This window comes from Streptomyces sp. NBC_00647 (assembly GCF_045207245.1).
Taxonomy (GTDB): domain Bacteria; phylum Actinomycetota; class Actinomycetes; order Streptomycetales; family Streptomycetaceae; genus Streptomyces.
The window spans coordinates 9,875,128-9,901,489 of record NZ_CP109040.1 but is presented as its reverse complement, the minus strand read 5'-3'; the positions used below and the strand labels follow the sequence as shown (position 1 = coordinate 9,901,489).

25 protein-coding genes and 5 pseudogenes are annotated in these 26,362 nt (G+C 68.9%); 19 read left to right on the top strand and 11 right to left on the bottom strand.

Going from position 1 to position 26,362, the window contains the following annotated elements; all coding sequences use genetic code 11:
* Positions 1-231 precede the first annotated feature (231 nt).
* The 3 genes and pseudogenes from OG788_RS43705 to OG788_RS43695 all read left to right on the top strand — a co-directional run bounded on the left by OG788_RS43705 (position 232) and on the right by OG788_RS43695 (position 2,050).
* Positions 232-1,302 (top strand): hypothetical protein, encoded by a 1,071-nt coding sequence (locus tag OG788_RS43705; protein WP_406376434.1) that lies wholly within the window; start codon positions 232-234, stop codon positions 1,300-1,302.
* A 65-nt stretch (positions 1,303-1,367) separates the two neighbouring features.
* Positions 1,368-1,479 (top strand): annotated as a pseudogene (locus OG788_RS43700) (transposase family protein); the annotation flags it as partial.
* Between the two features lie 145 nt (positions 1,480-1,624).
* A complete protein-coding gene (locus OG788_RS43695) occupies positions 1,625-2,050 on the top strand; it encodes a hypothetical protein (RefSeq protein ID WP_351542480.1) in 426 nt (141 codons plus the stop codon).
* Between the two features lie 56 nt (positions 2,051-2,106).
* On the opposite strand, the pseudogene OG788_RS43690 reads toward OG788_RS43695, so the two are convergent.
* Positions 2,107-2,199: pseudogene (locus tag OG788_RS43690) on the bottom strand (IS5/IS1182 family transposase); the annotation flags it as partial.
* A gap of 89 nt (positions 2,200-2,288) precedes the next feature.
* Between OG788_RS43690 and OG788_RS43685 the strand changes: the two are divergent.
* Positions 2,289-2,540 (top strand): hypothetical protein, encoded by a 252-nt coding sequence (locus OG788_RS43685; RefSeq protein ID WP_406376433.1) that lies wholly within the window; start codon positions 2,289-2,291, stop codon positions 2,538-2,540.
* A gap of 199 nt (positions 2,541-2,739) precedes the next feature.
* Here OG788_RS43685 and OG788_RS43680 read toward each other — a convergent pair.
* Positions 2,740-2,850 (bottom strand): annotated as a pseudogene (locus OG788_RS43680) (IS5/IS1182 family transposase); the annotation flags it as partial.
* Positions 2,851-2,933: 83 nt separating this feature from the next.
* On the opposite strand from OG788_RS43680, the gene OG788_RS43675 reads away from it, so the two are divergent.
* From OG788_RS43675 to OG788_RS43665, 3 genes are all read left to right on the top strand, one after another.
* On the top strand, positions 2,934-3,809 hold the full coding sequence (locus OG788_RS43675; protein WP_406376432.1) for a hypothetical protein: 876 nt from the start codon (positions 2,934-2,936) through the stop codon (positions 3,807-3,809).
* Positions 3,810-4,260: 451 nt separating this feature from the next.
* A complete protein-coding gene (locus tag OG788_RS43670; protein WP_406376431.1) occupies positions 4,261-4,905 on the top strand; it encodes a GAP family protein in 645 nt (214 codons plus the stop codon).
* Positions 4,906-5,052: 147 nt separating this feature from the next.
* Positions 5,053-5,205 carry a hypothetical protein gene (locus OG788_RS43665; protein WP_406376430.1) on the top strand — a complete coding sequence of 51 codons (153 nt, stop codon included), beginning with the start codon at positions 5,053-5,055 and terminating at the stop codon, positions 5,203-5,205.
* On the opposite strand, the gene OG788_RS43660 is transcribed toward OG788_RS43665, so the two are convergent.
* Positions 5,189-6,202, bottom strand: coding sequence for an ArsR/SmtB family transcription factor (locus OG788_RS43660; RefSeq protein ID WP_406376429.1), 1,014 nt, complete (start codon positions 6,200-6,202; stop codon positions 5,189-5,191). The genes OG788_RS43665 and OG788_RS43660 overlap by 17 nt on opposite strands.
* Before the next feature lie 121 nt (positions 6,203-6,323).
* Between OG788_RS43660 and OG788_RS43655 the strand changes: the two genes are divergently transcribed.
* Together OG788_RS43655 and OG788_RS43650 are read left to right on the top strand one after the other, a co-directional pair.
* Positions 6,324-6,842, top strand: coding sequence for a DUF2690 domain-containing protein (locus OG788_RS43655; protein WP_351542411.1), 519 nt, complete (start codon positions 6,324-6,326; stop codon positions 6,840-6,842).
* A gap of 230 nt (positions 6,843-7,072) precedes the next feature.
* Positions 7,073-7,582, top strand: coding sequence for an NUDIX hydrolase (locus OG788_RS43650; RefSeq protein ID WP_406376428.1), 510 nt, complete (start codon positions 7,073-7,075; stop codon positions 7,580-7,582).
* A 46-nt stretch (positions 7,583-7,628) separates the two neighbouring features.
* On the opposite strand, the gene OG788_RS43645 is transcribed toward OG788_RS43650, so the two are convergent.
* Positions 7,629-9,029: a histidine-type phosphatase gene (locus OG788_RS43645; RefSeq protein ID WP_406377001.1), complete on the bottom strand. Its 1,401-nt coding sequence runs from the start codon at positions 9,027-9,029 to the stop codon at positions 7,629-7,631.
* A 109-nt stretch (positions 9,030-9,138) separates the two neighbouring features.
* Positions 9,139-9,567: a hypothetical protein gene (locus tag OG788_RS43640; RefSeq protein ID WP_406376427.1), complete on the bottom strand. Its 429-nt coding sequence runs from the start codon at positions 9,565-9,567 to the stop codon at positions 9,139-9,141.
* A gap of 257 nt (positions 9,568-9,824) precedes the next feature.
* Here OG788_RS43640 and OG788_RS43635 point away from each other — a divergent pair, with 257 nt between their 5' ends.
* Entirely contained in the window at positions 9,825-10,427 is a 603-nt protein-coding gene (locus tag OG788_RS43635; RefSeq protein ID WP_406376426.1) for a PadR family transcriptional regulator, read from the top strand.
* A 68-nt stretch (positions 10,428-10,495) separates the two neighbouring features.
* Entirely contained in the window at positions 10,496-12,214 is a 1,719-nt protein-coding gene (locus tag OG788_RS43630; protein ID WP_406376424.1) for an acyl-CoA dehydrogenase family protein, read from the top strand.
* A 13-nt stretch (positions 12,215-12,227) separates the two neighbouring features.
* Here the strand turns inward: OG788_RS43630 and OG788_RS43625 are convergent, their stop codons facing one another.
* Complete coding sequence (locus OG788_RS43625; RefSeq protein ID WP_406376423.1) at positions 12,228-13,460, bottom strand: RNA-guided endonuclease InsQ/TnpB family protein; 1,233 nt, start codon at positions 13,458-13,460, stop codon at positions 12,228-12,230.
* Between the two features lie 79 nt (positions 13,461-13,539).
* On the opposite strand from OG788_RS43625, the pseudogene tnpA reads away from it, so the two are divergent.
* Positions 13,540-13,902 (top strand): annotated as a pseudogene (tnpA, locus tag OG788_RS43620) (IS200/IS605 family transposase); the annotation flags it as partial.
* 427 nt (positions 13,903-14,329) lie between these two features.
* Positions 14,330-15,169 carry an endonuclease/exonuclease/phosphatase family protein gene (locus OG788_RS43615; RefSeq protein WP_406377000.1) on the top strand — a complete coding sequence of 280 codons (840 nt, stop codon included), beginning with the start codon at positions 14,330-14,332 and terminating at the stop codon, positions 15,167-15,169.
* A gap of 141 nt (positions 15,170-15,310) precedes the next feature.
* Here the strand turns inward: OG788_RS43615 and ltaE are convergent, their stop codons facing one another.
* Together ltaE and OG788_RS43605 are read right to left on the bottom strand one after the other, a co-directional pair.
* Positions 15,311-16,429: a low-specificity L-threonine aldolase gene (gene ltaE / locus OG788_RS43610; protein WP_406376422.1), complete on the bottom strand. Its 1,119-nt coding sequence runs from the start codon at positions 16,427-16,429 to the stop codon at positions 15,311-15,313.
* A 134-nt stretch (positions 16,430-16,563) separates the two neighbouring features.
* Positions 16,564-17,967: a NucA/NucB deoxyribonuclease domain-containing protein gene (locus OG788_RS43605; protein ID WP_406376421.1), complete on the bottom strand. Its 1,404-nt coding sequence runs from the start codon at positions 17,965-17,967 to the stop codon at positions 16,564-16,566.
* Between the two features lie 306 nt (positions 17,968-18,273).
* On the opposite strand from OG788_RS43605, the gene OG788_RS43600 reads away from it, so the two are divergent.
* Positions 18,274-18,849: an SMI1/KNR4 family protein gene (locus OG788_RS43600; protein ID WP_406376420.1), complete on the top strand. Its 576-nt coding sequence runs from the start codon at positions 18,274-18,276 to the stop codon at positions 18,847-18,849.
* 153 nt (positions 18,850-19,002) lie between these two features.
* On the opposite strand, the gene OG788_RS43595 is transcribed toward OG788_RS43600, so the two are convergent.
* The gene (locus tag OG788_RS43595) at positions 19,003-19,305 is read right to left on the bottom strand and encodes a helix-turn-helix domain-containing protein (protein WP_406376418.1); all 303 of its coding nucleotides are present in this window, start codon (positions 19,303-19,305) and stop codon (positions 19,003-19,005) included.
* Positions 19,306-19,371: 66 nt separating this feature from the next.
* Here OG788_RS43595 and map point away from each other — a divergent pair, with 66 nt between their 5' ends.
* From map to OG788_RS43575, 4 genes and pseudogenes are all read left to right on the top strand, one after another.
* Positions 19,372-20,166 carry a type I methionyl aminopeptidase gene (gene map / locus OG788_RS43590; RefSeq protein WP_406376417.1) on the top strand — a complete coding sequence of 265 codons (795 nt, stop codon included), beginning with the start codon at positions 19,372-19,374 and terminating at the stop codon, positions 20,164-20,166.
* A gap of 294 nt (positions 20,167-20,460) precedes the next feature.
* Positions 20,461-21,102 carry a hypothetical protein gene (locus tag OG788_RS43585; protein WP_406376416.1) on the top strand — a complete coding sequence of 214 codons (642 nt, stop codon included), beginning with the start codon at positions 20,461-20,463 and terminating at the stop codon, positions 21,100-21,102.
* Between the two features lie 199 nt (positions 21,103-21,301).
* Positions 21,302-21,547: a hypothetical protein gene (locus OG788_RS43580; RefSeq protein ID WP_406376415.1), complete on the top strand. Its 246-nt coding sequence runs from the start codon at positions 21,302-21,304 to the stop codon at positions 21,545-21,547.
* 13 nt (positions 21,548-21,560) lie between these two features.
* Positions 21,561-22,553 (top strand): annotated as a pseudogene (locus OG788_RS43575) (IS5 family transposase).
* Positions 22,554-22,779: 226 nt separating this feature from the next.
* On the opposite strand, the gene OG788_RS43570 reads toward OG788_RS43575, so the two are convergent.
* Positions 22,780-24,570 (bottom strand): RNA polymerase sigma factor, encoded by a 1,791-nt coding sequence (locus OG788_RS43570; protein WP_406376414.1) that lies wholly within the window; start codon positions 24,568-24,570, stop codon positions 22,780-22,782.
* Between the two features lie 191 nt (positions 24,571-24,761).
* Between OG788_RS43570 and OG788_RS43565 the strand changes: the two genes are divergently transcribed.
* A complete protein-coding gene (locus OG788_RS43565) occupies positions 24,762-25,106 on the top strand; it encodes a hypothetical protein (protein ID WP_351542423.1) in 345 nt (114 codons plus the stop codon).
* A 266-nt stretch (positions 25,107-25,372) separates the two neighbouring features.
* Here the strand turns inward: OG788_RS43565 and OG788_RS43560 are convergent, their stop codons facing one another.
* Positions 25,373-26,149, bottom strand: coding sequence for a helix-turn-helix transcriptional regulator (locus OG788_RS43560; RefSeq protein WP_406376412.1), 777 nt, complete (start codon positions 26,147-26,149; stop codon positions 25,373-25,375).
* Between the last annotated feature and the right edge of the window lie 213 nt (positions 26,150-26,362).

The following is a 26,362-nucleotide window of genomic DNA, read 5'->3' as shown; positions in this document are numbered from 1 at the left end:
CGATGGGGAACTCGCCGGCACCATTCTTACTGGTCAAGGCACTCTTTGCCTGCCTGGTGGCCCGTCGCGCAGCGTGCTCCGTGAAAGCGCGAGGCCAGTTGTCACACAGGCAGCGTTACTGTCACTGTGGCCGAGACTGCGTGCGTTGGACTTGGCCAGCAGAACACCCATGCCACCGACGCCGGTTGAGGCGGCCGGGGGTTGTCAGTGGCTGGTGACAGGATCGCCGGCATGGGTTTCGTACGTACTACTCCGCCGCGGCCCGTGGACGTGACCGCGGTCTTTCCTGAGTTGGCTCCGCTGGCGCGTCCTGCGATCCGGCTGCATCCTCGTCCCGGGTCGCCTTCGACAGGGGAGAGTTCGGTCGGGGGGCCGTTGCTGTGGCCGGCCGAGGAGCCGTGGCCACACTGCGAAGGCACGCATGTGGACAGCGGATTCCGCGAGTCGCCGGCAGACATACGGCTGACCCGACGCAGGGTGGCCCGGCAGCTCAGTGATCCCCATGGTCCCGCGTTCACGCCGGAGGAGGAGGCGATCAAGGAACGGAACGCCGCGATGCTCGCGGAGCGACTCGACGCAGGCCCTCCGGGGCCCGCGGAGTGCCCGGTCCCCATGTTGCCCGTGGCCCAGCTGTATCTGCGCGACATACCCCTGTTGCGGCCGCCCGGACAGGCCGATCTGCTCCAGGTCCTCTGGTGCCCCTACGACCACAATCCGGGTCACAAGCCGTCGACCGCACTGTTCTGGCGGTCCGCCGCGGAGGTCGGCGACGTCCTCGTCGCACCGCCGGAACCGTATGAGGTGAACTGGTGGGGATATGTGCCGGAGCCGTGTCTGCTGGCACCAGAAGCGATCACCGAGTATCCCAACAGCCTCGATCTGAGCCCGGAGATGCGGCTGACGGTGGAAGACTGGAGCAGATGGCAGGCAGCCGACGTCGGCGTGGACAGCTCGTACGCGGAATATCCGGCGGAGTTCTATGACGGCAATCTGGCTGACGCTCCCGGCTGGAAGGTCGGCGGCTGGCCTCCGTGGGGCCGCACCGACCCCAACCCCCGGTACTGCGCTGTGTGCGACGTGCAGATGGTCCCGCTGCTGACCATCGCGTCCTTCGAATGGGACGGTGGTGAGCTGCGTGGCTGGGCGCCGTACGAAGACCGAGCCGCCGCCTACGCCGACAGTCACTACGCCGGCCAGGACCCTGCGCAGCCGACCAAGGTAGAAGTAGGCAGCACCGACAACATGCAGCTCTACGTCTGCCCGACCTCTCCCGAGCATCCGCACACCGACCTGATCCAATGACCTGTCGGGCCTGTCACACACCCTCCGCAGTCGGCAGCAGAAGTGCAGCCGCGTCAGGGTGTTGACTCGCACCGCACCAGCCCGCGCTGGTCGCCTTGGTGTACCTGCGCAACCAAGACACCTTCGCGCAGATCGCCGTCGGCTTCGAGCATCTCGGTGGGCACCGCCCACGCCTACGCCCGAATCGAATGTCGTCAATCGGCGCTGCCGTCCTCACCCAGGAGCGGCAACGCCGAAAAGGTTCAGTGACAGGTCGCCAGGGCCAAGAGGCCGTAGCGCTGCGGCATTTAGACTCAGGCCGGTCTGGAGAGTGGAGGGGCGAATGAGCATCGAGGAGCGATGGCAGCGCAGACAGAAGGAGATCGTGACGGATGCCGACGCCCAGGAGGCTGAGAGCGTCCGGCGGCACAACGACCGAGTCGAGGAAGTGCACCAACGGCTTGTGCAAGCCGCGCGCCAGGCCTTCGAGCGGGGCGACGGCTGGTTCGAAGCCGAGATCCCACAGCGCACGGTCGGCAGCCTGAACCACTACTCCCTGTCCCAGATCAAGCGCGATCATCCCAGCGTGCCGCACCCTCCGCGGGCTGACCTGCTCTCCCGGATCGAGGACGAAGGCTGGAAGCTACACACTGCCCAGTACCTCTACGTCCAACTCGGCGAGGAGTCGCGCGACAAGTTGTTCTCGTCGGGGCAACAGGTGAAGGCCAAGGGCGAGATCATCGGGGTGTACCTGTTCCAGAAGGCGTGAGCCCATCGGCGCCGGGCCGCCCCTGGCCCGTGCGACGGCTCTCGGCAGGGACCAGCAACGACCCGACGATGTCGCCCCAGCCGACGCGAGGACTCAACGCCCTTGCGAGCGAGGCAATGTCTGATCCCACGGGCAGGAAGCGAGCCGCGCTCGCCGGCCCGCCACGTCCGCCGGAGTCACATCGAGCGGCAGGTCGATGTCAGCGCGCCAGCCCGGACCAAGAGGGTGGGGCCCTCCCATGTGCGAGGGCTGCGTGACGCCGTACGGCAACCTGGTGGCGGCACTATCTCGGATCGAGATCCAGAGGAAGTTCAGTGGTGGGTCGTGGACCGTCATGGCCAGCACGCGGGGCCACAGCGTGGTAGGCGACAGCTACTGCACGTTCTGGGAGACGGACAACATGGATGAGGACACTCTCCTCCAGGTCCGGGTGTGCATCGTGGAGGGGGAGCACTCGACGTGCTCGGAGGCGAGGTACTCCTACGCCTGACCGGCATCCAGAACCCCTGCAGGAACGAGACAGGCCCCGGCGCTTCACAGCGACAGGGGCTTGCCTCTGGCCGTCCGTCGTTACGGCCGGGGTGACAGAGTCCGGTGGACAGCCGGTCCGCGCCAGAACTCACTCGCGATCAGCGATGGAGAACGACGAAGGCCCGGACTCACTCCCACTGAGTCCGGGCCTTCGTGCGGCGGTGGAGTTGGCCCCACGCCCTCGCCTCGGACCACTCGGTGAACCGGCGGAACGCGGTCACACCCGACAGCCCCAAGCCGGGGGGCAGTTGATTCCACGTACAGGAAGCGAGGGTGAACGTTCCTTGCGGCCGGGGCGTCACAGATTTGGTGGCGGGTCCCGTCCACAACGCCGTTCGTCCCCGGGGGAAACATGCGAAGCATCAGACTGCGCCGGCCGCTCGTCGCGCTCGCCCTGCTCGCGATCGGGGCCGTGGGAGCCACAGCCTGCGGTACCGAGACACCGGCGCAGGTCGGCAGCGACGACCGGGAACGTGCTGAGCGTGCCCGCCGAGTCTCCGAGGCATGGGAGGGTTCCGAAGCCGCGAAGGCCTGGCAGGAGGGCTACTTCCCTCTGGACGATCCGATCCGGCTGCCCGAGGACGCCTTCCACAACAACGCCGACAAGCTCGCGTACCAGACCCGGAACATCGAGCTGCGCGGCAAACTCCCCGACTCCAGCGCCAAGAAGGGCAAGATCCGCTGGCGCGCCGGCGGAGCCCTGACCGTGTCGATCGACTCCGCGCAGACCTCGTACGAGGGCTTGGCCCAGGGCAAGGCCACGAGGGCCGCCCTTGTCATCACCGGCGCCCGGCTCGGCGAGAGGACCCTCCTCACCAGCCGGGGTCCGGCAACCGTGCCTGCCTGGTACTTCACGCTCAAGGGGTACGACACTCCGCTCGTCCGCGTCGCGGTCGCCGGACCGGCGAAACCCCCCAAGTCTCCGATCAAGTCGCTGAAGCTGCCGTCAGATGTGCTCTGGCCACTGGGCGGCCTGGTCTCGGTCTCGAAGGACGGCCGCCGCGTCACGGTGCGCGCCCAACACGGGGCCTGCGACGACGGCCCGGTGGTCGACGTACGGGAAACGGCGAGCAGCGTGGTCCTCTCCGGCTGGATCCGCGGCCGCTCCGACGGTCCCTGCACGAAAGACCTGCTCGCCAAGGAGGTGACGGTGAAACTGGACCGCCCGGTCGGCGAGCGCCCCCTTGTTGACGCGTACACCGGCGGGCCCGTGCCCTACAAGAACTGACCAGCGGGGGCTCCGGTGCGCCGCAGGGCGCCGGGCTCCTCGACGGCCGGCTTTGACCACCGCCTGAACCGCTCTACGAGCCGCTCGCCAGTCCCCGGGATGGAGCGGACGGACGGCAGCCCAATGGATGGAGCGGGACGGACGGCAGCCCGGCGCCGGCGCCTGCACGCGTGTGGCGAAGTCGATCGTCCGCACACGACGAAACCCTCGCCAGTTGGAGTGCGGACCGCCATCGGTGGGGCCATCGAGGCGAAAGGCCGCGAGGGACTGGGAGTAGCGAACTCGGCCACTCATCAGCCTTGTCGCCAGGCGCGGGCGTGGCCTGCTTGACCGGCCGGGCAACCCATTGCAGGGTCGGGATGCGGCACCGCAGCAGGGCCGCCCGACCCTCCGACCGGCCCGCTCGCCCGCAGGCGCCGGACGACCCCGATACCCAGGAGCGACTGATCCAATGGTCCTCGACCTGCTTGTGATCGGAACGGCGATCACCCTGGGGCCTTTGCACAACAGCGCCTTCATCCTGCTGCTCTCCTCCCGGCGCGGCGTTCGCCAGGGCCTGGCCTTCCTGCTGTCGTGGCTGGCCAACCTGCTTGCGGTGATCGCCTGTGTGGTGCTCCTGACCGGCGGTCAGCCCCCGGCCCGTCACAGTGCGCCCTCGACCGCCGCGATCGCCGCGAAACTCGCCATCGGCCTCGCGCTGGTGGTCTACGGTGCCCACCGGCACCGCCGACCGCCCCGCCCGCACGGCCCCCCACGCTGGACCTCCCGGATCGACGACGCCTCCCCGGGCGCGGCAGCCGGCCTGGCATGGCTGCTGCAGCCCTGGGCGATGGTCGGCGCCGGGGCCGCGACCGCCGTCGACGCGGATCTCTCCACCCTCACCGACTGGCTCGCACTGACGGGCTACTGCCTGCTGGCCACGCTCAGCCTCATCGTGATGGAGATGTACACGGTCTGGGCACCCACGGCCGCCAACGCCCGGTTGAACGCGCTGCGCACTTGGCTGGAGCACCATCAGGAGCAGCTGATCGTCACGCTCTCGCTGCTCGTCGGCCTGTGGCTGACGGCCCGAAGCATCTACGAACTGGTCGCCTGACACGGACGGGATCGGCAGTAGCGCCACCGCCCCTGACCGAGGGCGAGGAGAAGAACGGTGTGCCGCCACCGGGTCCGTCGAGCGACGCGAGAACCGTATGGCTCTGCGGGCCACGGAGGCGCCTGGGCTGCGTCGCGCCCGAGGGCGGTGAGCCCGATCAGCGGCACGCGCAAGGGTCGTACGGCCGAGCCCACGGCCGCGATCATCGACGCGCAGTCGGTGCGGGCCGCCGCGACGGTGCCCGAGAGAGCCGCCGCGGGCGTCTGCGGGAGGCGGCGCTCGGTCAAGGGGCGCGCGTAGGTGAGCCTGGAGCAGGGCGGGGTCTCGCCTCACGCAGCAGCGCCGCCCCCAGCGGGGTGAGCGTATGCAGCACGTGGGCGGCCAGGCGCTCGCTCGCGATGAGCCCGGCGTCGCGCAGGGCACGGGTGTGGAAGCTGACGGTGGCCGGCGACACCCCGGCCGCCCTGGCGGCCTCGGTCGAGGTCACGCCGTGCGCTGAAGCGAGCAGGACCGCCGTCCGTGTGCGCCCCAGCAGTGAGTCGAGCGCGGGTTGCCCGCCGCCGCGCACCGGGTCGGGCGGGGCTTTGTGGAGCAGGGGGTAGACCAGGACCGGAGGGAGGCCCGGGTCCGCCAGGGTCACCGGGCTGTGCCAGATGAAGTAGGACGGGAGGAGGACGAGGCCGCGGCCTTTCAGATACAGGTCACCGCCCACCATGTGGTCCTCCACCTCCAGCACCGGAGGCCGCCAGTTCATGCGCGGCGCGAGGCTGGACAGCAGGCCCTCGGCGCCGCCGTCGAGGAAGGCCCGGGCCCGTACGGCCCGGTCGGCGTCGATGCGGGCCTGCATCCGCTCCTCGTACGGCCTGATGGCCGACTCGTGGTACGCCCGCAGCGCGTCGGTCAGCGTCCTGCGCTGCTCCGGCTCGGCGAGGCGCGGCAGCCAGGGGTGGCGGGCAGCGCCGGCGACCAGCGCCATCTCGCGCAGTACCCGGTCACGGGGCGTCGCCAGGATCGCCTCGAGGCCCGCCGCCAGGCCCTCCTGCGACTCCGGGGGTGTCAGAAAGTCGGGGTAGTACGCCGCTCGCGGGAAGGCGGGAATCAGCAGGGACCTCACCGTGGGCGCGAGGCCGGACCCGGTCAGCCGGTGCGCCGCCGACCGGTACCAGCCGGAGTAGGCCCACCTGCCGCGGCGGGTCTGGAAGCGGTGCAGGCTCGATGCGATCTCCCACAGCGGGTCGGGGCGGGACGCCAGCCGCGTCCGGGCCAGGTCTACCTCGGTGAAGTGGATCCGGAGCAACGAATTCCCCCTCGCGGCCAGCGCACTTCGAGCCTGTTCGCAGAGTCTGGGGCGCGCAGGGACCGACTGGCAAGCTGACCGCGTTCCGCATCCGCGGACGATGACAGAAGGGGGCGATTCCGTGCAACGAGTGCGTGTCAAAGCGCTGGTGAGCGCGCTGACCCTGACAGCGGCGACAGGCGCCGCGTGCCTCGGTCTGGCGACACCCGCCCAGGCGGCCACCTGTTCCTGGTACTCGGGCCAGACCGGGACCTCGTCCAACTGCGACAACAAGGACCCCGACGTCCTCGCCGCGTCCTGCGGCTACGACGGGCGGACGATCTACTCCACCCGTCTGAAGCGCAGTTACGACGGCGTCGCGGACGGTCCGTTGCTCGAACTCCGCTACAGCCCGAGCTGCCGCACCGTCTGGGGGCGCCTCACCGGTGCCTGGGGTCCCGACTATGACCAGAGTGGCTGCACCGTCACCGTCCACCGCAACTCGGACGGCCAGGAGTACTCGCGCAAGCCCGCGTTCGAGGCCACGAACGCCACCGTATGGCCGAACACCGTCTACGACGCGGGCGTGACCGCGTACGTCAAGGCGAACTGCGACACGGGCCCCGGCTACCAGTACAGCGGCCAGACCGCCGGCTACTGAGTTCGCGTTCGGCCTGCGCCTGACACCAGAAAGCCCCGCCGCGAGGTGGGTCGCAGCAAGCCACGGGTTCTGCCGGCAGGCTCATCCGGCCGCGCAAGTAGCCGTCCTCGCAACGGTGTTGAAGTTTCCCGAAGGGCCGCTGCTCCTCAACCGCCCCACCCGCGTCGCGGCTGTTGATCCGTCATGACCGGCTCGGATTCTCACGGCGATGGACTGGGAATCATCGCGAGGTGCCCCCCTCTCATGTCCCGCCCCTCGCGGTCGACGGTCGCGGCAATCACCTGGTCTCCTTCGCACGCGGGACCGAAGGCGCGCCACCGTGTGACGCGCCGCTGCCGGCGGCGCTGGTCGCCTTCTGGCACGCCGACCGCGTCCTCATGGTCTTCGATCGATTCCGCCAGGCGTGGGAACTGCCGGGCGGCCGTATAGAGGAAGGCGAATCCCCTCGTCAGGCGGCCGCTCGCGAGTTGCTGGAGGAGAGCGGCCAGGTACCCGACGGACCGTTACGGTTCATCGGGTACGCGGGTTTTGTCCTCGCACCCGACCGACAAGCCGAGAACGCGGCGCTGTTCGCAGGCCGCACCACCGATATTCGGGACTTCCGGGCCACCGAGGAGATCGCGGCGATCCGCTGGCGGAACCTCCGGGAAGTCCTCCCGGGACGTGTTCAATCCCTGGACACGTACCTCGCCCGGCTCACGCGCGAGTCGGGCTCCGGCCCCTCCCACGATCCACGGTGACGTCAAAACTCAAGCCGAGAGGCCCCGTACGTCATCGTCCGGGGCTTCAAGGCCGGGCCTTCGCCGCTGTGCTCACGCGTTCCGTCAGGAGGCCGGGCTTCACGCGCCCGAAGCAGCGTTCCAGTTCGTTCAGGTCGTAGAACGTGCTGCCCTTCGACACCGGACGGCAGCCGGCCTTGAACGACGTCTCCTTCTCGTTGTAGAGCATGCGAACGAGGTAGGCGTCGCCCTTGCGGAACACGTCCCACTGGATGTTCGCTCCGAGCGGTGCCACGGACGCGCCCCGCCAGGGGTTGTCGGCGTAGGTGTAGGGCTGGTCGGGGGTGGCCGGCTCGGTGCTGCCGGGCAGGCCCATCAGGGCCGCCAGCGGGATGATCTCCTCGGCGTGGGTGAAGCGCAGTTCGGCGCCGAGCGTGCTGGTTCCCGCGCGCTTGGCCTCCGCCTGGCGGAAGAAGTCGTCGAGCAGGACGTCGGCCATCTTGTAGGTGATGTCGCTGTCCGCGAAGCCCGGGCCCTTCTCGTAGAAGTCCTCGGTGTCGCCCAGGTATCCGAACCAGGCGGCATCGTGCCGGGAGATGTAGCCCCGCATGTCCCAGCCTCTTCCGCCGGGGCTCTCGTCGCTCATGGCGGGGGCGATGGCGTACAGGTTGTAGACGGCCTCGGCGGCGTCGACGTCGCTGCCGATGGAGGAGAACTCGCCGTCGGTGACGCGCCGCACGAAGTCGTCGGTGAAGATCTCCCGCAGGACGCTGCGGGCGGCGCGGTGGGTGGCGGGCTGGTCGGTGATGGTCTTGAGGGTGGTCGCGAGCCGCTGGTCGTTCGCGATGTAGTCCCGGTAGGCGGCGCCGCCCGCGGCCTTGTGGAAGTAGAGCAGGTCCTTGTCCGTGCGGGTGGGGCCGATCAGCGGGGCCAGGTCCGGGTCGGCGGCGGCGAGCGCGGCGCCGTACAGGTTGCCGCTGTCGACGGCGCGGCCCTGCCCCGAGCTGACCACGTCGATCCTCTCGGAGTCGGCGGCGATCCGGTCGAAGAGCCCGGGCAGCCGCTGCTCCGCGCGGACGGCGGTCTCCTGGATCTCGCGCTTGCCGCGTCCGCTGAGGTTGCCGTACCCGACCGTCGCCATGGCGTCGAGGAGAGCGCGCACCCGGGGCCCGAACCCGCGACCCTTCCGAGTGAGTTCGCCCTCGCTCTCGGCCTTGTCCCACAGGGCGAGAATCAGGTCGCCGTCCTCGCTGTCGGTCGCCGAGCGTGCCCCGTGGCGGGAGACGTTCTCGGTGAAGACCGGGACGAAGCCGCGGGGCGCCCGCTGGTAGGTGCGGGTGTCCTGCCGCGCCTCGTACACGGCCTTGGTGCCGTAGCTGTCGGTGGTCCGTTCGCCGGCCTGGGCCGGGACGGAGCTCGCCAGGAGTGCGCAGAGCCCCAGGGTGAGAGCGGGGGTGACTCGTTTCATGGACGGGCCGTTTCGTCGGAGGGTCACGCGGGTGATCTTCCGTATGGTCGACGGCCGATGTGAACGCAGAGTGGCTCGGGAGTGGCGGGTCAGGAGGGGGCCGGGTGACTCACCCCTGGAGTTTCATGCCCTTGGGTGACGTGAGGCCCTTGTCGGGGTGGGCACGGAAGGTCGCCGTCCAGACGGTGGGCGGGCAGGAGTTGCCGTTGGGCCGCTGCTCCGTCAGCCTGGCCCGGGTGCTGTCTTCGACGACGGTGTCTCCGCTCTTCGCGGACGTCACGGTGAGCCGTACCGGCACGGTGGACGCACCGACGCCGTCGGGGAGTTGCACCGACAGCGAGGCGAACGGGTCGTCGGGACTGCCCGACATCTGCTCCTCGCACGTGCCGTCCACGCACAGCCGGATCCTCGCCGCGTCCCGGCCGCCGAAGTCGGCGGGCCGCCACACCGCGGAGATCCCCGAGTCCGCATCGGCCAGGGTGCACGGCAGGCTCTGGCCGAGGAACGAACATCCGGTCAGGGCCGCTGCCAGCGCCACTGCGAGAAAGATTCTGTGCATGTCAGCGCCACGCTACCGTGCCGGGGAAGGCGCTCTCGGCCGGCCCCAGGCCGGTGACTTCCACGAGCGGTCCGAAGACTTTTCTCGCACCCCGGTGTTCCCAGGCTTCGCAGTGACCCCGAGCACCGGCACGGCGAGTGCCATCGTGACCGACTGCGCCGTCGCTCGGGTGAGCCGCGTCTCACCCGGGCGACGGCGCTTGTCTATGCAACGAGTTGCATAGAAAGCTGTGGGGCATGGCGCTCGAACACGCGATCCTCGTCTCCCTGCTGGAAAAGCCAGGCTCCGGCTATGAGCTGGCCCGGCGGTTCGAGCGGTCCATCGGCTACTTCTGGACCGCGACGCATCAGCAGATCTACCGCGTTCTCAAACGCATGGAGAGCGAGGGCGTTCTCTCCGTGCGCGAGGTACCGCAGCGAGGACGTCCGGACAAGAAGGAGTACTCCGTCGCCGATCCCGGCCGCGCGACCCTCTCCCGATGGCTGCACGAGCCGATCGAGCCGGAGAGCCTTCGTCACGATCTCGCGGTGAAGATCCGCGGCAGCGCCTTCGACGACCCGGCGGCGCTCATCGACGAGGTCGAGCGGCACCACCAGGTCCACAGCGACCGGCTCGCGCACTACCTCACCGGGGAACTGCGGGACTTCACCGGGCCCGACGCCCCCGCACCGCTCGACGCGGGTCAGCAACTGCAGCACGTCGTGCTGCGCGGCGGCATCGCGTTCGAGCGGATGACGATCGCCTGGCTCGACGACGTCCTCGCCACCCTCCACACCCTGGCCATGACGACCGGTGTCACGGTCGGACAGCAGGGCAGCCCGTCGAGGCCGCCAGCCTGAGTCGCACCCTCTTCGTCCATCCCCGTACGGCAATCTCCCACCTCCCATCCCTCGGAAGGCGAACCTCCATGGCCACCCCCTTGCTGTTCAACCCGCGGACCTACGACCCGACGCACTTCGACCCCGAGACGCGCAGGCTCCTGCGCGCCACCGTCGACTGGTTCGAGGACCGCGGCAAGCGCCGCCTGATCGAGGACTACCGCACCCGTGCCTGGCTCGGGGACTTCCTCGCCTTCGCCGCCAAGGAGCGCCTGTTCGCCACCTTCCTCACCCCGGCCTCCGCCGCCGGGCACGAGGACCAGCGCTGGGACACCGCCCGGATCGCCGCTCTGAACGAGATTCTCGGGTTCTACGGTCTCGACTACTGGTACGCCTGGCAGGTGACCATCCTCGGTCTCGGCCCGGTCTGGCAGAGCGACAACGCCGCGGCTCGGAGCCGTGCCGCGGACCTCCTCTCCCAGGGAGAGGTCTTCGCCTTCGGCCTGTCCGAGAAGACCCACGGCGCCGACATCTACTCCACCGACATGCTGCTCGAGCCCGACGGCAGCGGCGGCTTCCGGGCCGGCGGTTCCAAGTACTACATCGGCAACGGCAACGCCGCCGGCCTCGTCTCCGTGTTCGGCCGCCGCACCGACATCGACGGCCCGGACGGATACGTCTTCTTCGCGGCCGACAGCCGCCACCCGGCGTACCACCTGGTGAAGAACGTCGTCGACTCCTCCAAGTACGTCAGCGAGTTCCGCCTGGACGACTACCTGGTCGCCCCCGAGGACGTCCTGCACACCGGCCGCGCCGCCTTCGACGCCGCCCTCAACACCGTCAATGTCGGCAAGTTCAACCTCTGCACCGCCTCGATCGGCATCTGCGAGCACGCGATGTACGAGGCCGTCACCCATGCGCACAACCGCATCCTCTACGGCCGCCCCGTCACCGCCTTCCCCCATGTACGCCGGGAACTGGCCGAGGCCTACGTCCGCCTCGTCGGGATGAAGCTGTTCAGCGACCGCGCCGTCGACTACTTCCGTTCGGCCGGTCCGGAGGACCGCCGCTACCTGCTCTTCAACCCGATGACGAAGATGAAGGTGACCACGGAGGGAGAGAAGGTCATCGATCTGATGTGGGACGTCATCGCCGCCAAGGGCTTCGAGAAGGACAACTACTTCTCCCAGGCCGCCGTGGAGATCCGCGGCCTGCCCAAGCTCGAGGGCACGGTCCACGTCAACCTCGCGCTGATCCTCAAGTTCATGCGCAACCACCTGCTCGAGCCGATCGGCCACCCCGACGTGCCGACCCGTCTCGACGCCGCCGACGACGACTTCCTCTTCCGGCAGGGACCGGCTCGCGGCCTGGGCTCCGTCCGCTTCCACGACTGGCGCCCCGCCTACGACGCGTATGCAGAGGTCCCGAACGTCGCCCGCCTCCGGGAACAGGCCGACGCCCTGTGCGAGTTCGTCACCACCATCGCCCCCGACGAGGAGCAGAGCCGCGACCTCGACTTCCTCCTTTCCGTGGGGCAGTTGTTCGCGCTGGTGGTGCACGGACAGCTGATCCTGGAGCAGGCCCGTCTGACGGACCTGGACGCGTCCGTGCTCGACGAGCTGTTCTCCGTGCTCGTCCGTGACTTCTCCGGACACTGCGTCGAGCTGCACGGCAAGGACTCCGCCACCGAGGACCAGCAGCGCTGGGCGCTTGGCGCGATCCGGCGTCCCGTCGTGGACGAAGAGCGTTCGGCACAGGTCTGGGGTCAGGTCGAGGCACTGTCCGGGGCGTACGAGATGTCGCTTTGACGTCCTCCCGGGCCTAAAGGCCCGGGATTCCAATCTGCTCCCACCGCGGCGACGTGGTGGGTAGCTCTTGGTGGGTTCCTGTTTCGCTGCGCTGTGCGGGCACGGATACCCGTCTTACCTGCGCTCCACAGGCCGGCACCGCCAGTCCGGCGGCCTTGGCGACGTTGACCGCCGCGTTGATGTCCCGGTCGAGGACCGCCCCGCACGCCCCACATGTCCACATACGGACGTTGAGGGGCTTGGGGCCGTCCTTCACGCCGCAGTGTGAGCACACCTGGGAGGTCGGCTCGAAGCGGCCGATCCGGTGGAAGGCGCGCCCGTACCGGGCGGCCTTGTACTCCAGCATGCTCACGAACGCCGACCATCCGGCGTCGTGGACGGACTTGGCCAGGCGCGTGCGGGCGAGTCCCTTCACCGCCAGGTCTTCCACGGCGATCGCTTGATTCTCGCGGATCAGCTTCGTGGAGAGCTGGTGGTGGAACTCGCGGCGCGCGTCCGCAACACGGGCGTGTGCCCGAGCAACGCGGATCCTGGCCTTGTCCCGGTTCTCGCTGCCCTTCTCCTTGCGGGACAGCTCCCGCTGTGCCTTCTTCAGGCGCTTCTCGGCCCGGCGCAGGAAGCGCGGGCTGTCGACCTTCCGGCCGTCGGACAGGACCGCGAAGTGGCCGAGGCCGAGGTCGATCCCGATCTCGGGCGTCGTCTCCGGCAGTACCTCCGAGGCGTCCGTCTCGACGACGAAGCTCGCGAAGTAGCGGCCGGCCGCGTCCTTGACGACGGTCACGGTGGACGGGGTGGACGGCAGCGTCCGGGACCAGCGCACGGGAACGTCGCCGATCTTCGGCAGCCGCAGCTTTTTGCCCGGCGTGATCCGCCAGGCCGCGTTCGCGGTGAAGCGGACCGACTGCCGGTTGTCCCGCTTCGACTTGAAGCGTGGCGCGCCCGTCCTGGGGCGTTTGCCCTTGAGGCCGTCGAAGAAGTTCCGGTAGGCGGTGTCCAGGTCCCTCAGGGACTGCTGGAGGATCACCGCCGAGACCTCGCCGAGCCAGACCCGTTCCGGCGTCTTCTTCGAGGCCGTCAGGTTTCTGGACAGCTCCGCCGAGGTGACGAACGCCAGCCCCGCCCTGCGGGCGTCCTCGCGGACGCGCAACGCGTCGTTGAAGACGACCCGCGCACACCCGAACGCCCTCGCCAACGCAGCACGCTGACCAGCCGTCGGGTACAGGCGGAAGCTGTACCGAAGCTGCACGACGATCACCATACCGCTGGCGTATGTCACCACGATGGGAACCAAAACCCCTCAGGGGCAGAACAGTCGTATGTAAAACCTGCATGCGCATTTGGTCTTCGTCACCGAATACTGGCGTGGAGTCGTGAACGACGAGATGCTGACGCGCTGCGAGGAGGTCATGCGCAAGGTGTGCGAGGACTTCGACGCGCAGTTGAAGGAGTTCAACGGCGAAACGGACCACGTCCACCTGCTCGTGCACTACCCGCCCAAGGTCGCACTCGCCAGCCTGGTCAAGAGCCTCAAGGGCGTCTCCTCCCGCCGCCTGCGCGCGGAGTTCACCGGCCGGGTCAACCGGGCCATCAGGCACGGCCGGTTCTGGTCGCCCTCCTACTTCGCCGGCTCGTGCGGCGGCGCGCCGCTCCACGTGGTCAAGGACTACATCGCACAGCAGAAGCGCCCGGACCGAGAGCGGGCAGCCGTGGGCGCGGGCAGACAATGCAGACCCATGCCCACGGCTGAGGCCAGAACAGTCCAGAGATGCGATTCACCCCCGGGCCTAAAGGCCGGGGCACTCTCGCAAGATCAGAGGTAGACGGCACAGCCACGAGGTCGTGCGCAACAGGCGCCCCCGCGGTGCCAGCCGTTGCGCATGACCGTTCCCGTTCCTGTTCCCGCAACGGCCGGCCCTGGCGCTGCGGTGGCTACGCCAGCCGACGGGAGGTGTCGCGGTGCGCCGGGGCATGCTGGTCGCGGATCGTGTTGATCCGCTCCGGGCTCACATCGTCCGAGCGCGACGAGCACCGGCACACCGTATGCGGGGGTGACAGCCTCGTCCCGTAGCCTCGTGCAGGGAGACGCCAGGTTCGTGCGTGCGCATTGAGGAGGCGATGGTGCTCGGGAGGGGCACACGGTTGCTCGTCGGCGCCGTGATCGTGGCCTGCATGCTGCTCGTGGGCCCCAGCGCACCCAGCGGTGCCCTGATCGCCAGGCCGCTGCCCGCCGACGCCGTCAGGGATGTCGTACCGAACCGGGTCATGACATGGAACATCTGCAACCCGTGCGCGGCGAACAACGTCGACCGGGCTGCGGAGATCGCCACGTATGCGCCCCAGGTCATCGGCCTGCAAGAAGCGTGCGTGCGCGACGTCGAGAAGATCCGGGACTATCTGGAGAGCTTCTACGGGCTCGTTTACCACGTCGAGTACGGGCCGGTTCTTCGGAATTGGGGCCGCTGCGGCGGAGCGCCGTGGAATCCGGGAGCCTACGGACAGGCGGTCCTCTCGGCGGCACCGATGACAGACCGCGTCAGTGTGGAATACCCCGACGGAGGATCCGAAGACCGTGGCTACATGGCAGTCACCACCACGGTGGACGGTCGGCCGGTCCGCGTCTTCAACACCCACCTCGCCCAACGACGTCAAGAGGCAGTCCGAGCGAGCCAGATCGGCGTACTCGCCGCGGAGGTCGCTCGGCACGACCGTGCCATCGTTCTCGGCGACTTCAACACCGTGCCGGATGCTCCCGAACTCACCCGGATGTGGTCACTGGCCGCGGATACAGACCCCCGGTGTCATCCCTCGCCCGTCGGCACCTGCGGGCCGACCACCGACTGGCACAGCAAGTTCGACTACATCTTCCTGCGAGGCATCGTCCCGCTCGAGCACCGTGTACATCCGACCCCGTACTCGGACCACCACCAGCTGTACACCGACCTGGACCCGACTTGAGGGGCATCGTGGCCGGCTCCGCCGGTGACGGCGAGAGCCGACGATCCGCTCCCGGCCAGGGCCCGCGTGACCGGCTACGACCGCCTTGATCCACTCCCGGGAGGCGGCATGACACGAGCGCGGACCAACGGCCCTACAGGCTCAGCGTGTTGCCGTCTCGGCCACGGCCTCGCGCACGATCCGCACCGCGCGTTCCGTGTCGGCGCGCGTCACGTCCAGGTGGAACACGAAGCGCAACTGCCCCGGGTATCCCCCACACAGCAGGCCACGCCGCTCAAGTCGGTCGCGTAGATCGTCGGTCTCGAGGCCGGGAGCGGACTTCGCGAAGACCATGTTGGTCCCGCTGGGCTCCATGGTGAGGCCCTCGACGTCCTTCAGGCCCTCGGCGAACAGCGCGGCGTGCGCATGGTCGTCCGCGAGCCGGGTGACATGGTGGTCGAGCGCGTGGAGTGCCGCTGCCGCCAGCACGCCGGCCTGCCGCATCCCGCCGCCCAGGACCTTTCGCCAGCGCCGTGCGCCGGCCACGAACTCCCGAGATCCCACGAGCGCGGAGCCGACCGGCGCGCCCAGGCCCTTACTGAAACAGACGGAGACGCTGTCGAAGTGGCCGGCGATCAGCCGTGCCTGCTCGTACGGGTCGTCCCCTCCGGCCACTGCCGCGTTGAACAGCCGTGCCCCGTCGAGGTGCGTGGCGAGTCCGTGGTCGCGGGCGACCTGCGTGGCGGTCTTCAGGTAGTCCATCGAAACGGCCCGGCCGCCGACGGTGTTCTCCAGGCAGAGCAACCGTGTGCGCGCGAAGTGCGGGTCGTCCGGTTTCACGGCCGCCGCGATGTCCAGCGGGTCCAGCGTCCCGTCCGCCCGATGCGGCAGCGGCTGGGGCTGGATGCCTCCGAGCACGGCGGCGCCCCCGCCCTCCCACCGGTACGTGTGGGCCATCTGACCGGCGATGTACTCGTCGCCGCGGCCACAGTGGGTCAGCAGGGCACACAGATTGCTCTGCGTCCCCGAGGACACGAAGAGCGCGGCCTCGAAGCCGAGCAGCCCGGCGATCCGCTCCTGCAGCGCGTTGACGGTGGGATCATCGCCGAAGACGTCGTCGCCCACCTCGGCCTCCGCCATCGCCCGGCGCATCGCGTCGCCGGGCCGGGTGACGGTGTCGCTGCGCAGATCGATGACGTGGCCGGGGTCCGCGTGGGCGGCGGCGGTCCCGCTCTCAGCAGGGGAGGCGTCGACGGTACGGGCGGCATCAGTGGTGGGCACACGCATACTCTGCCACGCCAGGTGCGGCCTCGACCGCCGGGGTGGCCGGGGGCCACTCCGACGATCCGAAGCACGCGGCCTTGGGGTGGTGCGGGCCGGACCCCATGTCTGCGGCATGATCCGAACGACTCTCCTCAGTCGCGGACCTCGACCCAGAAGGCGTCCGTCCCGTACAGGATGCGGTCGCTGAAGTAGTACCAGCGCAACAGGCCGCCCGCGGATCGGTTCTCGCCGTTCGGAACCGCACGGACCGAGAAGTCCCAGGTGAAGCTGCCCGCGCCCTCCTCGGTGGACTGGAACGGGTACTCGTCACAGTCCTGGGTGGCCGTGTCGTACGGCGGCAGCCCGCGCCAGTCCTCGTACGGGGGCTTGCGGTTGCAGGCGGCGTCCTTCATGGCCTCATTGGCTTGGGCCGAGGGGCTGCCGTCGGCGACACGGTGCAGACCCTGGTCGTCCCGGGAACCGCTGTACTTGCCGGGGATGTGCTTGGGCTCCAGCTCGATCGGATAGGTCTTCTCGGGGGTGTCCTGGGCGACGCGGATGTGCCGGGCGACCGAGGTGACACGGGTGTCGCTGATGTCGTACTGGAGGTGCGGGATCACCTCGTAGTTGACGCATGCCTTCGGATAGTCGACGCCGAACTGCGAGAAGTAGCCGGCGGAGTCGCAGCGGAAGGCGCGGTCGGCGGTGGTGGCGTCGGGGCCCACGTAGCCGCCACCGGAGCCGCCGAATCGGAAGTGCCAGTGGTGGAAGAGAACTTTGTCGGTGGAGGTGGACGCCTCCTCCTCCGAGTAGATGTCCCAGTGCAGCCACTCGCGGTGGTAGTCCCACTCGTCGAAGGTGTGCTCGATGCCGCTGCCGGTCCCGAAGCAGTACTCGTAGCTCTCCGCGCAGTCCGAGAGGATGAACATCTTGAGGTCCGGGGCGGTGAAGTACCGGTCCCAGAGGCTCCAGTCGTCGTACTCCACCGAGTCGTACTGGGCTTGGAGGTAGGTGCGCAGGACGCGCTGCTGCCCGTTGCCGACCGCCACCGCGTGGTAGGCCACGCTGTTGGTCCCCTGGTACTCCGGCTTTCCATCGATGATCTTGAAGTACTGGACGCCGACGCGCATCTTCCGGCACCACAGCCAGCGGTTGAGGGTCTCCCCCTGAGCGGAGGAAGCCCCGGCGCGGTCGAGGCACTGGTTGGTGTCCTGCGCCGGGGGCTCGTCTCCGAGGTTGGTCGGCGGGAGGCCGAGGGCGGCGGCCCGGGCGGAGGCCCGTCCGTCCGTGGCCAACGGCACCTTGGACGTGTCCAGGTAGGACTTGGCGCCCACCTTTCTCGCCTCTGCCAAGGCTTCCTTCATCGCCTGCTCCGGCGACAGGGACGCCTTCTTGGCCTTGGGCGCGGGCGCGGCCCGCCACGCGGACCGGGGGCGCTGCGCCTTCTTGTCCACGTCCTCGCCGGTGAGGATCACCGGCTTCCCGATCAACTTGCCTTCGGCCGCCGTCCGTTGCCCGCTCCCGTCACCGGGCGAGGGCGCAGGCGTGGCGGACATGGCCGGCGCCCCCATCCCCAGGATCAGGGCGAGCGCCGCCACGACGGCGGACAGTAACTTTCCGCCCCCTGCGCGCACTACGGTTGGATTCCTCACGATCACGGTCCTCTCGTTGCCCCGAGTACCAAAGCCGTCAAACCTGCCCTTGAATGGACTCAGACAACGTTGGTGCGGGTGGCGAGACCAGACCAGGACGGAACCGGACGTTCCCCATGTGCGGGACGTCTGACCGCGGCCGCGACGGTGAGTGAAGGGGAGTGAAAGACCTTGCCCGGTGAACCGGTTGACGTGCCATGGAGCCGAATCGTGCGCCTGCTCACGCGGAACGCTCCCGCCTGTCACGCCCGGCTGAATCCGCCCGCCGACCCCGCGGCGCTACGGCGGGCGGAGCAGGAGACCGGCCGCCCCCTGCCCGAAGGACTGGCCGCCTGGTGGCGCGCCGCCGATGGCGTCTCCCCCACCCGGCCAACCGTCGGCGAGACGCCGTTCCGGCTCTTCCCGTACGGATGCGACCCGTATCCGGTGGCGGAGGCGCTGACGCGACGGAAACAGTATCTGCGCTCGCTGCGCGACACCGTGCCGCCGCCACTGGCCGACGCTCTGGAGGGTTGGCTGGCCCGCTGCGGTCAGGACCGGGCCGGCACGTACTACCCGCATGACGCGACGCCGCTCTGGCTTCCTCAGTGGTTGCCGGTGGCCGGGGACGGCCTGGGCGGCGGCCTTTTCGTCGACCTGCGCGCGGGTGACCAGTACGGGTGCGTCGTCCGCCACGGCACCATGTCCCACGGCCCGAAACCGTCCTGGCCGGACATCGAGACCCTCCTCGCCCACGTGGCGGACACCCTGGAGGAACTCGGCGGAGACGGCGACCACCGACGTTGAACTCGTGATGTCGTCTCGCTGCTCCGCCGGTCGGCCCGGTCCCTGCGGGACAGTCTTCTACGAGGTCGCTGCGGCACTGGATGTGCCATGGGCAGAGCACCCGCTGACGGGCTGCGGTCAGAAGGTCCTGACAGTCGCGTCAGGCGAAGCACGTCAAGAGGTCAACTGCTGACGTGCGTTGCGACCGGAGGCGGTCGGCCCGACGCCACGCTCGGGCCGGCTGATCTCGACCCACACCGCGTCGAGGGAAAGGCCGAGGACATCGGCGATGGCCGCGACGGTCGAGAAGGCGGGCGTGGCCACGCGGCCCGACTCTATCTTCCGGAGGGTCTCCGGCGAGACGCGTGCGTCGAGCGCGGTGGCGAGCATCGAGCGCTCTCCCCTGGCCCGACGCAAGAGGGCGCCGAGGCGCTGTCCTCGTTCGACCTCGGCGGGAGTGAGCGGCAACCTGACCATGACTCCAATTCTAGTACCGGTATAGTTTGACCGGTATAGTTATTGGATTCACGAGAAGGACGCCGCATGATCGAGATCCTGAACCCCACTCGACTGGCCCGAGCGAAAGACACAGGCGCCCTGGTCGCCGCCATCCTGCGGACGCTGAAGAGCCGTAGCACGATCGGCACGAACCTTCTGGACATCGACCGCTGGGCCAAGACCCTGATCGTCGAGGCCGGTGCGCAGTCCTGCTACGTCGACTACGCACCGTCCTTCGGACGCGGCCCGTTCGGCCACTACATCTGCACGGGCGTCAACGACGCCGTGCTCCACGGACTGCCGTACGACTACACACTCGCCGATGGCGATCTGCTGACGCTCGACCTCGCCGTCTCCAAGGGCGGAGTAGCCGCGGACGCTGCCATCAGTTTCATCGTGGGCGACACACAGCCCCCGGAGAGCGTCGCGATGATCAGGGCGACCGAACGCGCGCTGGCCGCAGGGATCGCCGCTGCCGGTCCCGGGGCTCGCATCGGCGACCTCGCCCATGCCATCGGCACGGTCCTCAGCGAGGCCGGGTACCCGATCAACACCGAGTTCGGAGGTCATGGCATCGGATCGACGATGCACCAGGACCCGCACATTCCTAACACCGGACGGCCTGGCCGTGGATACAAACTGCGCCCCGGGCTGCTGCTGGCGCTGGAGCCGTGGGTCATGGCGGACACCGCCGAACTCGTCACCGATGCCGACGGATGGACGCTCCGAAGTGCGACAGGCTGCCGGACAGCACACAGCGAGCACACGATCGCCATCACCGACGACGGGGCCGAGATCCTCACCTTGCCGAAGCAGACGCAGACGCAGGCGCAGCCGTAAGGTCGGAGCCCCCGTGTTCCTCCTCTTGAAGCCCAGGTGTCCCGGCCCGCTGTGAGGCGGCGGTCAGTCCGCTGCCGCTCTGACCGCACAGGTTCGCCGGGTTGTGTTCAGGCCTGATGAGGATCTCTGAAGAGGTCTCTGGCCGCTCTCTGGTGAGCGCGGTCCTAGTAGGGTCCTGGCGTGCCGTTCTCTACTGCCATGAAGCGATCCATGTCTCGGGGCGTGTTCTCGTCGCTGCCACGACCCCGTACACGGCGCCGGCGGCTCACCGCCGCTCTGGGCGGCAGTCTCGCCGTGATCGCCGGTGGTACGTGGCTACTGCTGGGCACCGGGCCCCGACCCGGCGACCACGCCCCCATGACCATATGCGCCGTCGACGGCTTTACCCTGCGCGCCGACGTGGACGCGGACGGACATCTGGACGAGATCAACGAGGGCACCAGCTCAGTCGTCTTCCAGGGAGACGATCAACGGACCGCTGTCCGAGTCGACGATGCCCGCGGCTTCTGGCAGAAGCTGCGAGGTGCGTCGAAGGAGGACATGGCGACCCGGGGAGCCTTCGGCGACTTCGACGGCGACGGTTACCTCGACTTGGCCATCTTCTACAGCCAGCGCGACGAGGGCGACTCGACCCGGGACAACATGGTGGTACATGAGGTGCATTACGGGCCGCTCGCCCACGATGTGAGCAGCGACCGGATCGGCACCATCCGTATCCGGTCGTCGTCGTTCGTGTCCGAAGTACGGGCCGTCGATACGAACCATGACGGCCGCGCCGAGCTGGAGGTCTTCCAGTCGGGCGGGGACGGCTCGATCTCCCGCCACATCGGCCGGCAGGACGGAGGCGGCGTGTCTGTGAGCCGTGAGGGTACCGACGATTTCGCGCCCTACCGCGAACCCGATGCCCTCGGCTACGGCGCCTGCGCCGATCGCTAGGGCCTGTCCTGAGTTGTGGTCAGGGTGTGGATGTCCCTTCCGGTGATCGTTCGTGAGCTGGTGTCCTGTGACTGTGAACCTTGATCATGGCCATCGAGGTTTGGTGATCGTGGGGTCGTGCCGCCGAAGGTTGGACGTGCAGGCGTGCACCCATTGAGCTGCGACGCCCGGCATACCGCTGACCTGGCATGATGCCCTTATGGAAATCGGCTTCCCATGGGGGTCCACGCCAACCGTCGATCTCCGCCTGTGGCGATCTGATGCCATCGTGCTGTTCGACTGGCTGATGAGCACCGACCTGAACGCCGTACCGATCACGCATCCGGCTCAGAAGCAGGCTCTCGCGGACCTGCTGGCGCGCTTGGAGGAGGTGGACGTTATTGAGTCCACCGAGGAAGAGATTGCCGCAGCCCAGGAAGAGGTAGCCAAGGATATGGGCTGGTAGGAGGCAGGAGACGATCAAGCGTCGCCGGCACGCGCTCAAGGTTCAGATCGGGCCGTTGCTGCCGGTAGGCAGGTTCGGCCCCGTATCCGGAGCATCTGCGGGAGCAGTTCGAGGGCGTGATCTGGAAGTTCCGCTCGGGCAGTCAGTGGCGGGAGATGCCAACGGAGTTCTGGGTCTGGCAGACCGTCTACAACCGTTTCCTCCAGTGGCGCGACGCGGGCGTCTTCCAGGCCCTGATGGACGCGATGATCACCGAGGCGGCCCGGCGCGGGCAGGCAGACCTTTCCCTGGTCAGTGTTGACTCGACGGTCACCCGTGCCCACCACGATGCAGCTGGCATGCGGGTCAGTGAGGAGGTTCTGTTGTCCCTGGAAGAGGCGGCCGAGGCGTCAAAAGGGGCCGCGGAAAGGAGCGAAGGCCGCAGGTTGCAGACGGCCGGAACGCGCCGGACCCGGTCCGGGACGAGCGGCGACGCGTTCGGCGACGCCACCGGGCCCGGCTGAAGGCCGCCCTGCTCGGGCGCTCGCGAGGCGGCCTGACCAGCAAGGTCCATCTCGCCTCCGATCCGCGCTGCCGCCCGCTCGCTTTCGTCCTGACCGAGGGCCAAGCCGCTGACAGCCCTCGATTCGTCCCCGTGCTGAACAGGATCAATGTCCGTGGCCCGGTCGGCCGCCTGCGCACCCGGCCCGATGCGGTGGCCGGCGACAAGGCGTACTCCTGTCGCGCCAATCGCGCTCACCTGCGGAAACGGAACATCAAGGCAGTCATTCCGGAGAAAGCTGACCAGCCCGCGAACCGCAAGAAGAAGGGCCATCGGGGCGGCAGGCCCATTTCTCACGACGCGGAGCTCTACAAAGATCGCAACCGCGTCGAACGCTGCATCAACAAAATCAAGGCGTGGCGCGGCCTTGCGACCCGCTACGACAAGACGCCCGACAGCTACCTCGTCGGCCTCCATCCGCGCGGAGCAGTGATCTGGATGCGCAGCCTCCGTCCCGAAACATGATCACGACTCAGGACAGGCCCTAGTGCGCCAGGTCACGGACTCCCCCATGGGGTGCTGACGCCACGGTCGGTTTGCCACGGCATGGCGGAACTCCGGCCTGGCCAGACACAGACACAGACACAGACACAGACACAGACACGGCGAAACGCCGGAACCAGGCCCTGGCTCTGGCTCTGGCTCTGGTTCTGACTCTGGCCTGCAAGATCACAGCCCTCTGCAACACGCTTCAGGCCGTACCGCCCCATTGCGGGGTCGGCTTGTCCGTATCCGTGGCGGTGATGGGTTTGCCGTCGGCCCAGTTCCTGTAGGTGATGTCGAAGGTGTCGACGGGCTTCTCACCCTCATATCCGTCCGTGCGGGTGACGGGGATGTTCAGTGTCAACGACGTCGGCAGGTGGCGGGAGTCGGTGGCCAGGGTGAAGGTTGCCGTTCCGGACGGAGAGGTCTTGAGGTACGGGCGGTAGAAGACTCCCACCGTCGGATCGGCGGCCAGGTCGCTCAAGGCGGCGGTTCCACGGAGAGTCGGTCCACTCTCCTTCCCCTTCTTCTCCGTGAACGCCGATGCCTTCTCTATGAGCACCGAGAGGTCGGCGGGTTGCGCGAGCCACTGGGCTTCCAGGGCGTTGCGGACGGAGAGGTCGGTGACCGTGTCGGTGACGGGGACCACTTTGGTGGCTCCGTAGGCTTCGGCGCCCTTGGTCACCGGCGTGTTGTCCGGAGTGACGTACGCGCTCCCGCCGACGAGCACGATGTCCGGCGGAGTCCAGGTGTGGCCCTCGCCGTAGTCGTACAGCACGTGTGTCGCGGCTCTGACGGGCTTTCGGGTCATGTCGAGCCGGCCCTGTCCGACGAAGAAGTTCGGGTCGCCCGGGGGCCTGGCGTTGATGTCGAAGGCGACCAGTCTCTGCTTGAGCATCGCGGAGGTGACGGCGGATGCCGCTGCGGCCCGCTGGTCCGGAGCGGTCTTCGGCGCCGCGCCCGCGTTGAGCGCGCGGAGGGCGAGCAGGGCAAGGACGGTCGTCACGGCGACGGCCGCTCCGGTCCGGACAGCCCGGCGCCGGATCGTCCTGCCCTTGCCCGGCGGTCGGCCGTCCGGAGGGCCGGGGGGCGAGGGCGGGGGTTGAGGTGAACGGCTGGGTACGGCAGTGGAGTTGGCGACCTCTTGGAGGGCCGACTCGACGCGCTCGCGGAACGCGGCGGCCAGGATGACCGGAATGGCGACCGGGGCGGCCTGCCAGATGAGCCGCTGCTGAGTAATGCGGCACGAGGAACAGTTGCCGCATGTCCGGCAGGTGCTGTAGTGCTCGACCACGCGTTCGGCCAGGGCCGCGGTGTAGCCGGGGCCGTTCTGCCGCTCGTGGTCCGCCAACAGCTCACCGAGCGCGGCACACCGGGTCGCGCCGTCCCGGACCAGCAGCAGGACATGGAACCGCTCGGCCACGAGCTTGTCGAGCTTGGTGCACGCCTTGCTGACGGTGTTGGGGTCCTCGCCCTTGCCGGCCGCGATCTCTCGCCCGGTCAGGCCTCCGAGGTTACGGAGTCGATAGAGGTCCCGCTGGCCTTCATCGAGGCTCTCGAACACCGCTCCCAGGAGCTGATGGACCCGTTCGAGGCGGATGAGGTCGTGGCCCGGCTCGATGACGCGTTCGCGTTCTTTCAGCACTTCGACCGCTCCGTCGGCCATGCCTGGGCGCTCCTTGCGGCCTCGCGACCAGTACTTCAGCACCCGGCGCCGGGCGACCTCGACCAGCCAGGCCTCGAGTCGGTACGGCGGTCCCAGCGACGTGTACTGGTCGAAGTAGCGGAAGGCGTCGACGAACGTGTCCTGCACGATGTCCGGCGCGTCGTCGGCGTCCACCCGGCCGGCGACGAATCGCAGGACGACGGGGCGGTGGCGCTCCGCGATCACGGCATAGACGTCGGCCCGGGCGGCAGGGTCCGGGTAGCGCTCCAGTAAGCGCAGCAGTTCCTCGTCCGTCTCGTCGGCCAGCGTGCGACGAGAAACCCGCTCATTCATCCCGCGCCTCCGTGAACTGCGGAAACGGCAATCGGAGAAGGCCTGTTGAAGATTCTTGCGCGGAACGCGGGAAAAATCCGCCGGACCCGGCCTGACCCTCCGTACGGCCCCGAGCCCGAGGAGGCACCCATGTTCCGTACAGGAGGGCGTTCCACGCCCGGTCGTCCCGTCGTCGCCGGTGGGTGGTCCCGATGAGCTTCTTCTCCCGGGCGCTGGTCGTTTCTGCGGGAGCGCCGCTCGCGCTTCTGAGTGTCTGGCACGGCCGGCGTGGTCTCGCGCTCGCCGCCGTGGTCACGTTGGTCGCATGCCTCGGCCGGGAGGTCGTGGGAGCCGTGTCCCGCTGGGCCCTCGCACCCGCGCAGCGCCAGCAGCGCTGGCTGCTCAAGCACGGCCATGTCGCCGGGCAGTTGACCGCGCGACAACTGGTCGAACTGACGCAGGCGACGCACGCGGCGGAGTTGTCCGCGCGTGCCGGGACAACGCCCCCACCCGCGACTCCCCCGTCCGCACCGCGCACAGACACCACAGGCCCGTGACAGCGGTGCTCCCCCTGTCCCCATAAGCCCCTCTCCCGCCCAAGCACCCACGCGGCACCCCATGCTAGAGAGGACCACCTCATACCAGGGCTACTTCGACGAAACGCCCCGCGGGCATCTGGCGCCGCACGGCATCTCACCGCGCGACGGGGAGATCCGTGGCCTTGTCCGCCGCCACCGGTCCGAGGCCCGACCGCCGGCCCGGGTCGAGCCACACGACCGACAGCCGCAGCGGGGCCGGCCTGGGAACGCGTGGGACGCGGTGCTCAGTTGGGGTGCCGGAGCATCGCGCTCGTCACCTGCCCCGGGACGAAGTCCTGCGCGTCATGCAAGGAGGCGCCGGAACGGTAGGCGCTGAAGGCGCTGGGCGTACGGCCCGTCATCGCTTTGAACACCCGGTCGAAGTGCGGCTGGTCGTGGTATCCCGCCTGGGCCGCCGCATCCGCCCACGTGGCACCCGCCTCTTTGCCGCTCAGGGCCGCCTGCAGCCTCATCACCTGCGCCGTCCCTTTCGGGGTCAGCCCGATCTGGGCGCGGAAGCGGCGCTCGAGGTGACGGCGGCTCCAGCCCGTGCGGGCCGCGAGTTCCTCGACCCGGATCCGCCCGCCCGTGGTCCGGATCCGATGCCATGCCCAGGCCACCTCGGGGCTGACGGCGGGCCCCGTGTCGAGTGCCTGCCGCAGAACGTGGTCCAGCAAGGCGAAACGCCGGCCCCAGTCGGAGACGTGGGCCAGCCGGGCGGGTAAGTCGGCCCAGGGAGAGGGGCGCAGGTCCTCGGGAGGTACGGACAGCTGAGCCCACTCGGACATGGGCACCCCGAACAACCGGTAGGCGGCGAGCGGAGTGAGCAGGATGGTCACTCCGTGGATGAGGCCGGTGTGCTCACCGATCGCGGACGTCGTGCGGGCCCCGCTGGCGAGGCAGACGCCACTGAAGCAGAGGGTCGGGTCGGCGGAGTCGCGCACGCGCACCGGGTCGCCGAAGCCCACCATCACCTTCACCACGGCGTCGGGGATCAGCAGCCTGCGCCGCGTCCCGATCACATCGAAGCGAAAACCCCGGTACCCCAGAACCCGATCGCGCAGGTCCGACGCAGCTGGTCGTAAGAGCAGTTCGTGCACGTGCCGATCCCCCCATCGGTCAACTCGGGCACGGCAACCCTAGAAGTGCCAGGTGTCCCGCGCGGCCCGAGCATCCCGAACTTGGCCGGTATCAGGGGGCGTTGGCCGATACGGGGCATGTCGGGCTGCTGGTCG

Coding starts and splice junctions, on each gene's coding strand:
- OG788_RS43705 (WP_406376434.1), top strand. CDS start 232: ATGGGTTTCGTACGTACTACTCCGCCGCGGCCCGTGGACGTGACCGCG.
- OG788_RS43695 (WP_351542480.1), top strand. CDS start 1,625: ATGAGCATCGAGGAGCGATGGCAGCGCAGACAGAAGGAGATCGTGACG.
- OG788_RS43685 (WP_406376433.1), top strand. CDS start 2,289: ATGTGCGAGGGCTGCGTGACGCCGTACGGCAACCTGGTGGCGGCACTA.
- OG788_RS43675 (WP_406376432.1), top strand. CDS start 2,934: ATGCGAAGCATCAGACTGCGCCGGCCGCTCGTCGCGCTCGCCCTGCTC.
- OG788_RS43670 (WP_406376431.1), top strand. CDS start 4,261: ATGGTCCTCGACCTGCTTGTGATCGGAACGGCGATCACCCTGGGGCCT.
- OG788_RS43645 (WP_406377001.1), bottom strand. CDS start 9,029: ATGAAACGAGTCACCCCCGCTCTCACCCTGGGGCTCTGCGCACTCCTG.
- OG788_RS43635 (WP_406376426.1), top strand. CDS start 9,825: ATGGCGCTCGAACACGCGATCCTCGTCTCCCTGCTGGAAAAGCCAGGC.
- OG788_RS43630 (WP_406376424.1), top strand. CDS start 10,496: ATGGCCACCCCCTTGCTGTTCAACCCGCGGACCTACGACCCGACGCAC.
- OG788_RS43615 (WP_406377000.1), top strand. CDS start 14,330: ATGGTGCTCGGGAGGGGCACACGGTTGCTCGTCGGCGCCGTGATCGTG.
- OG788_RS43605 (WP_406376421.1), bottom strand. CDS start 17,967: ATGTCCGCCACGCCTGCGCCCTCGCCCGGTGACGGGAGCGGGCAACGG.
- OG788_RS43595 (WP_406376418.1), bottom strand. CDS start 19,305: ATGGTCAGGTTGCCGCTCACTCCCGCCGAGGTCGAACGAGGACAGCGC.
- map (WP_406376417.1), top strand. CDS start 19,372: ATGATCGAGATCCTGAACCCCACTCGACTGGCCCGAGCGAAAGACACA.
- OG788_RS43580 (WP_406376415.1), top strand. CDS start 21,302: ATGGAAATCGGCTTCCCATGGGGGTCCACGCCAACCGTCGATCTCCGC.
- OG788_RS43570 (WP_406376414.1), bottom strand. CDS start 24,570: ATGAATGAGCGGGTTTCTCGTCGCACGCTGGCCGACGAGACGGACGAG.
- OG788_RS43565 (WP_351542423.1), top strand. CDS start 24,762: ATGAGCTTCTTCTCCCGGGCGCTGGTCGTTTCTGCGGGAGCGCCGCTC.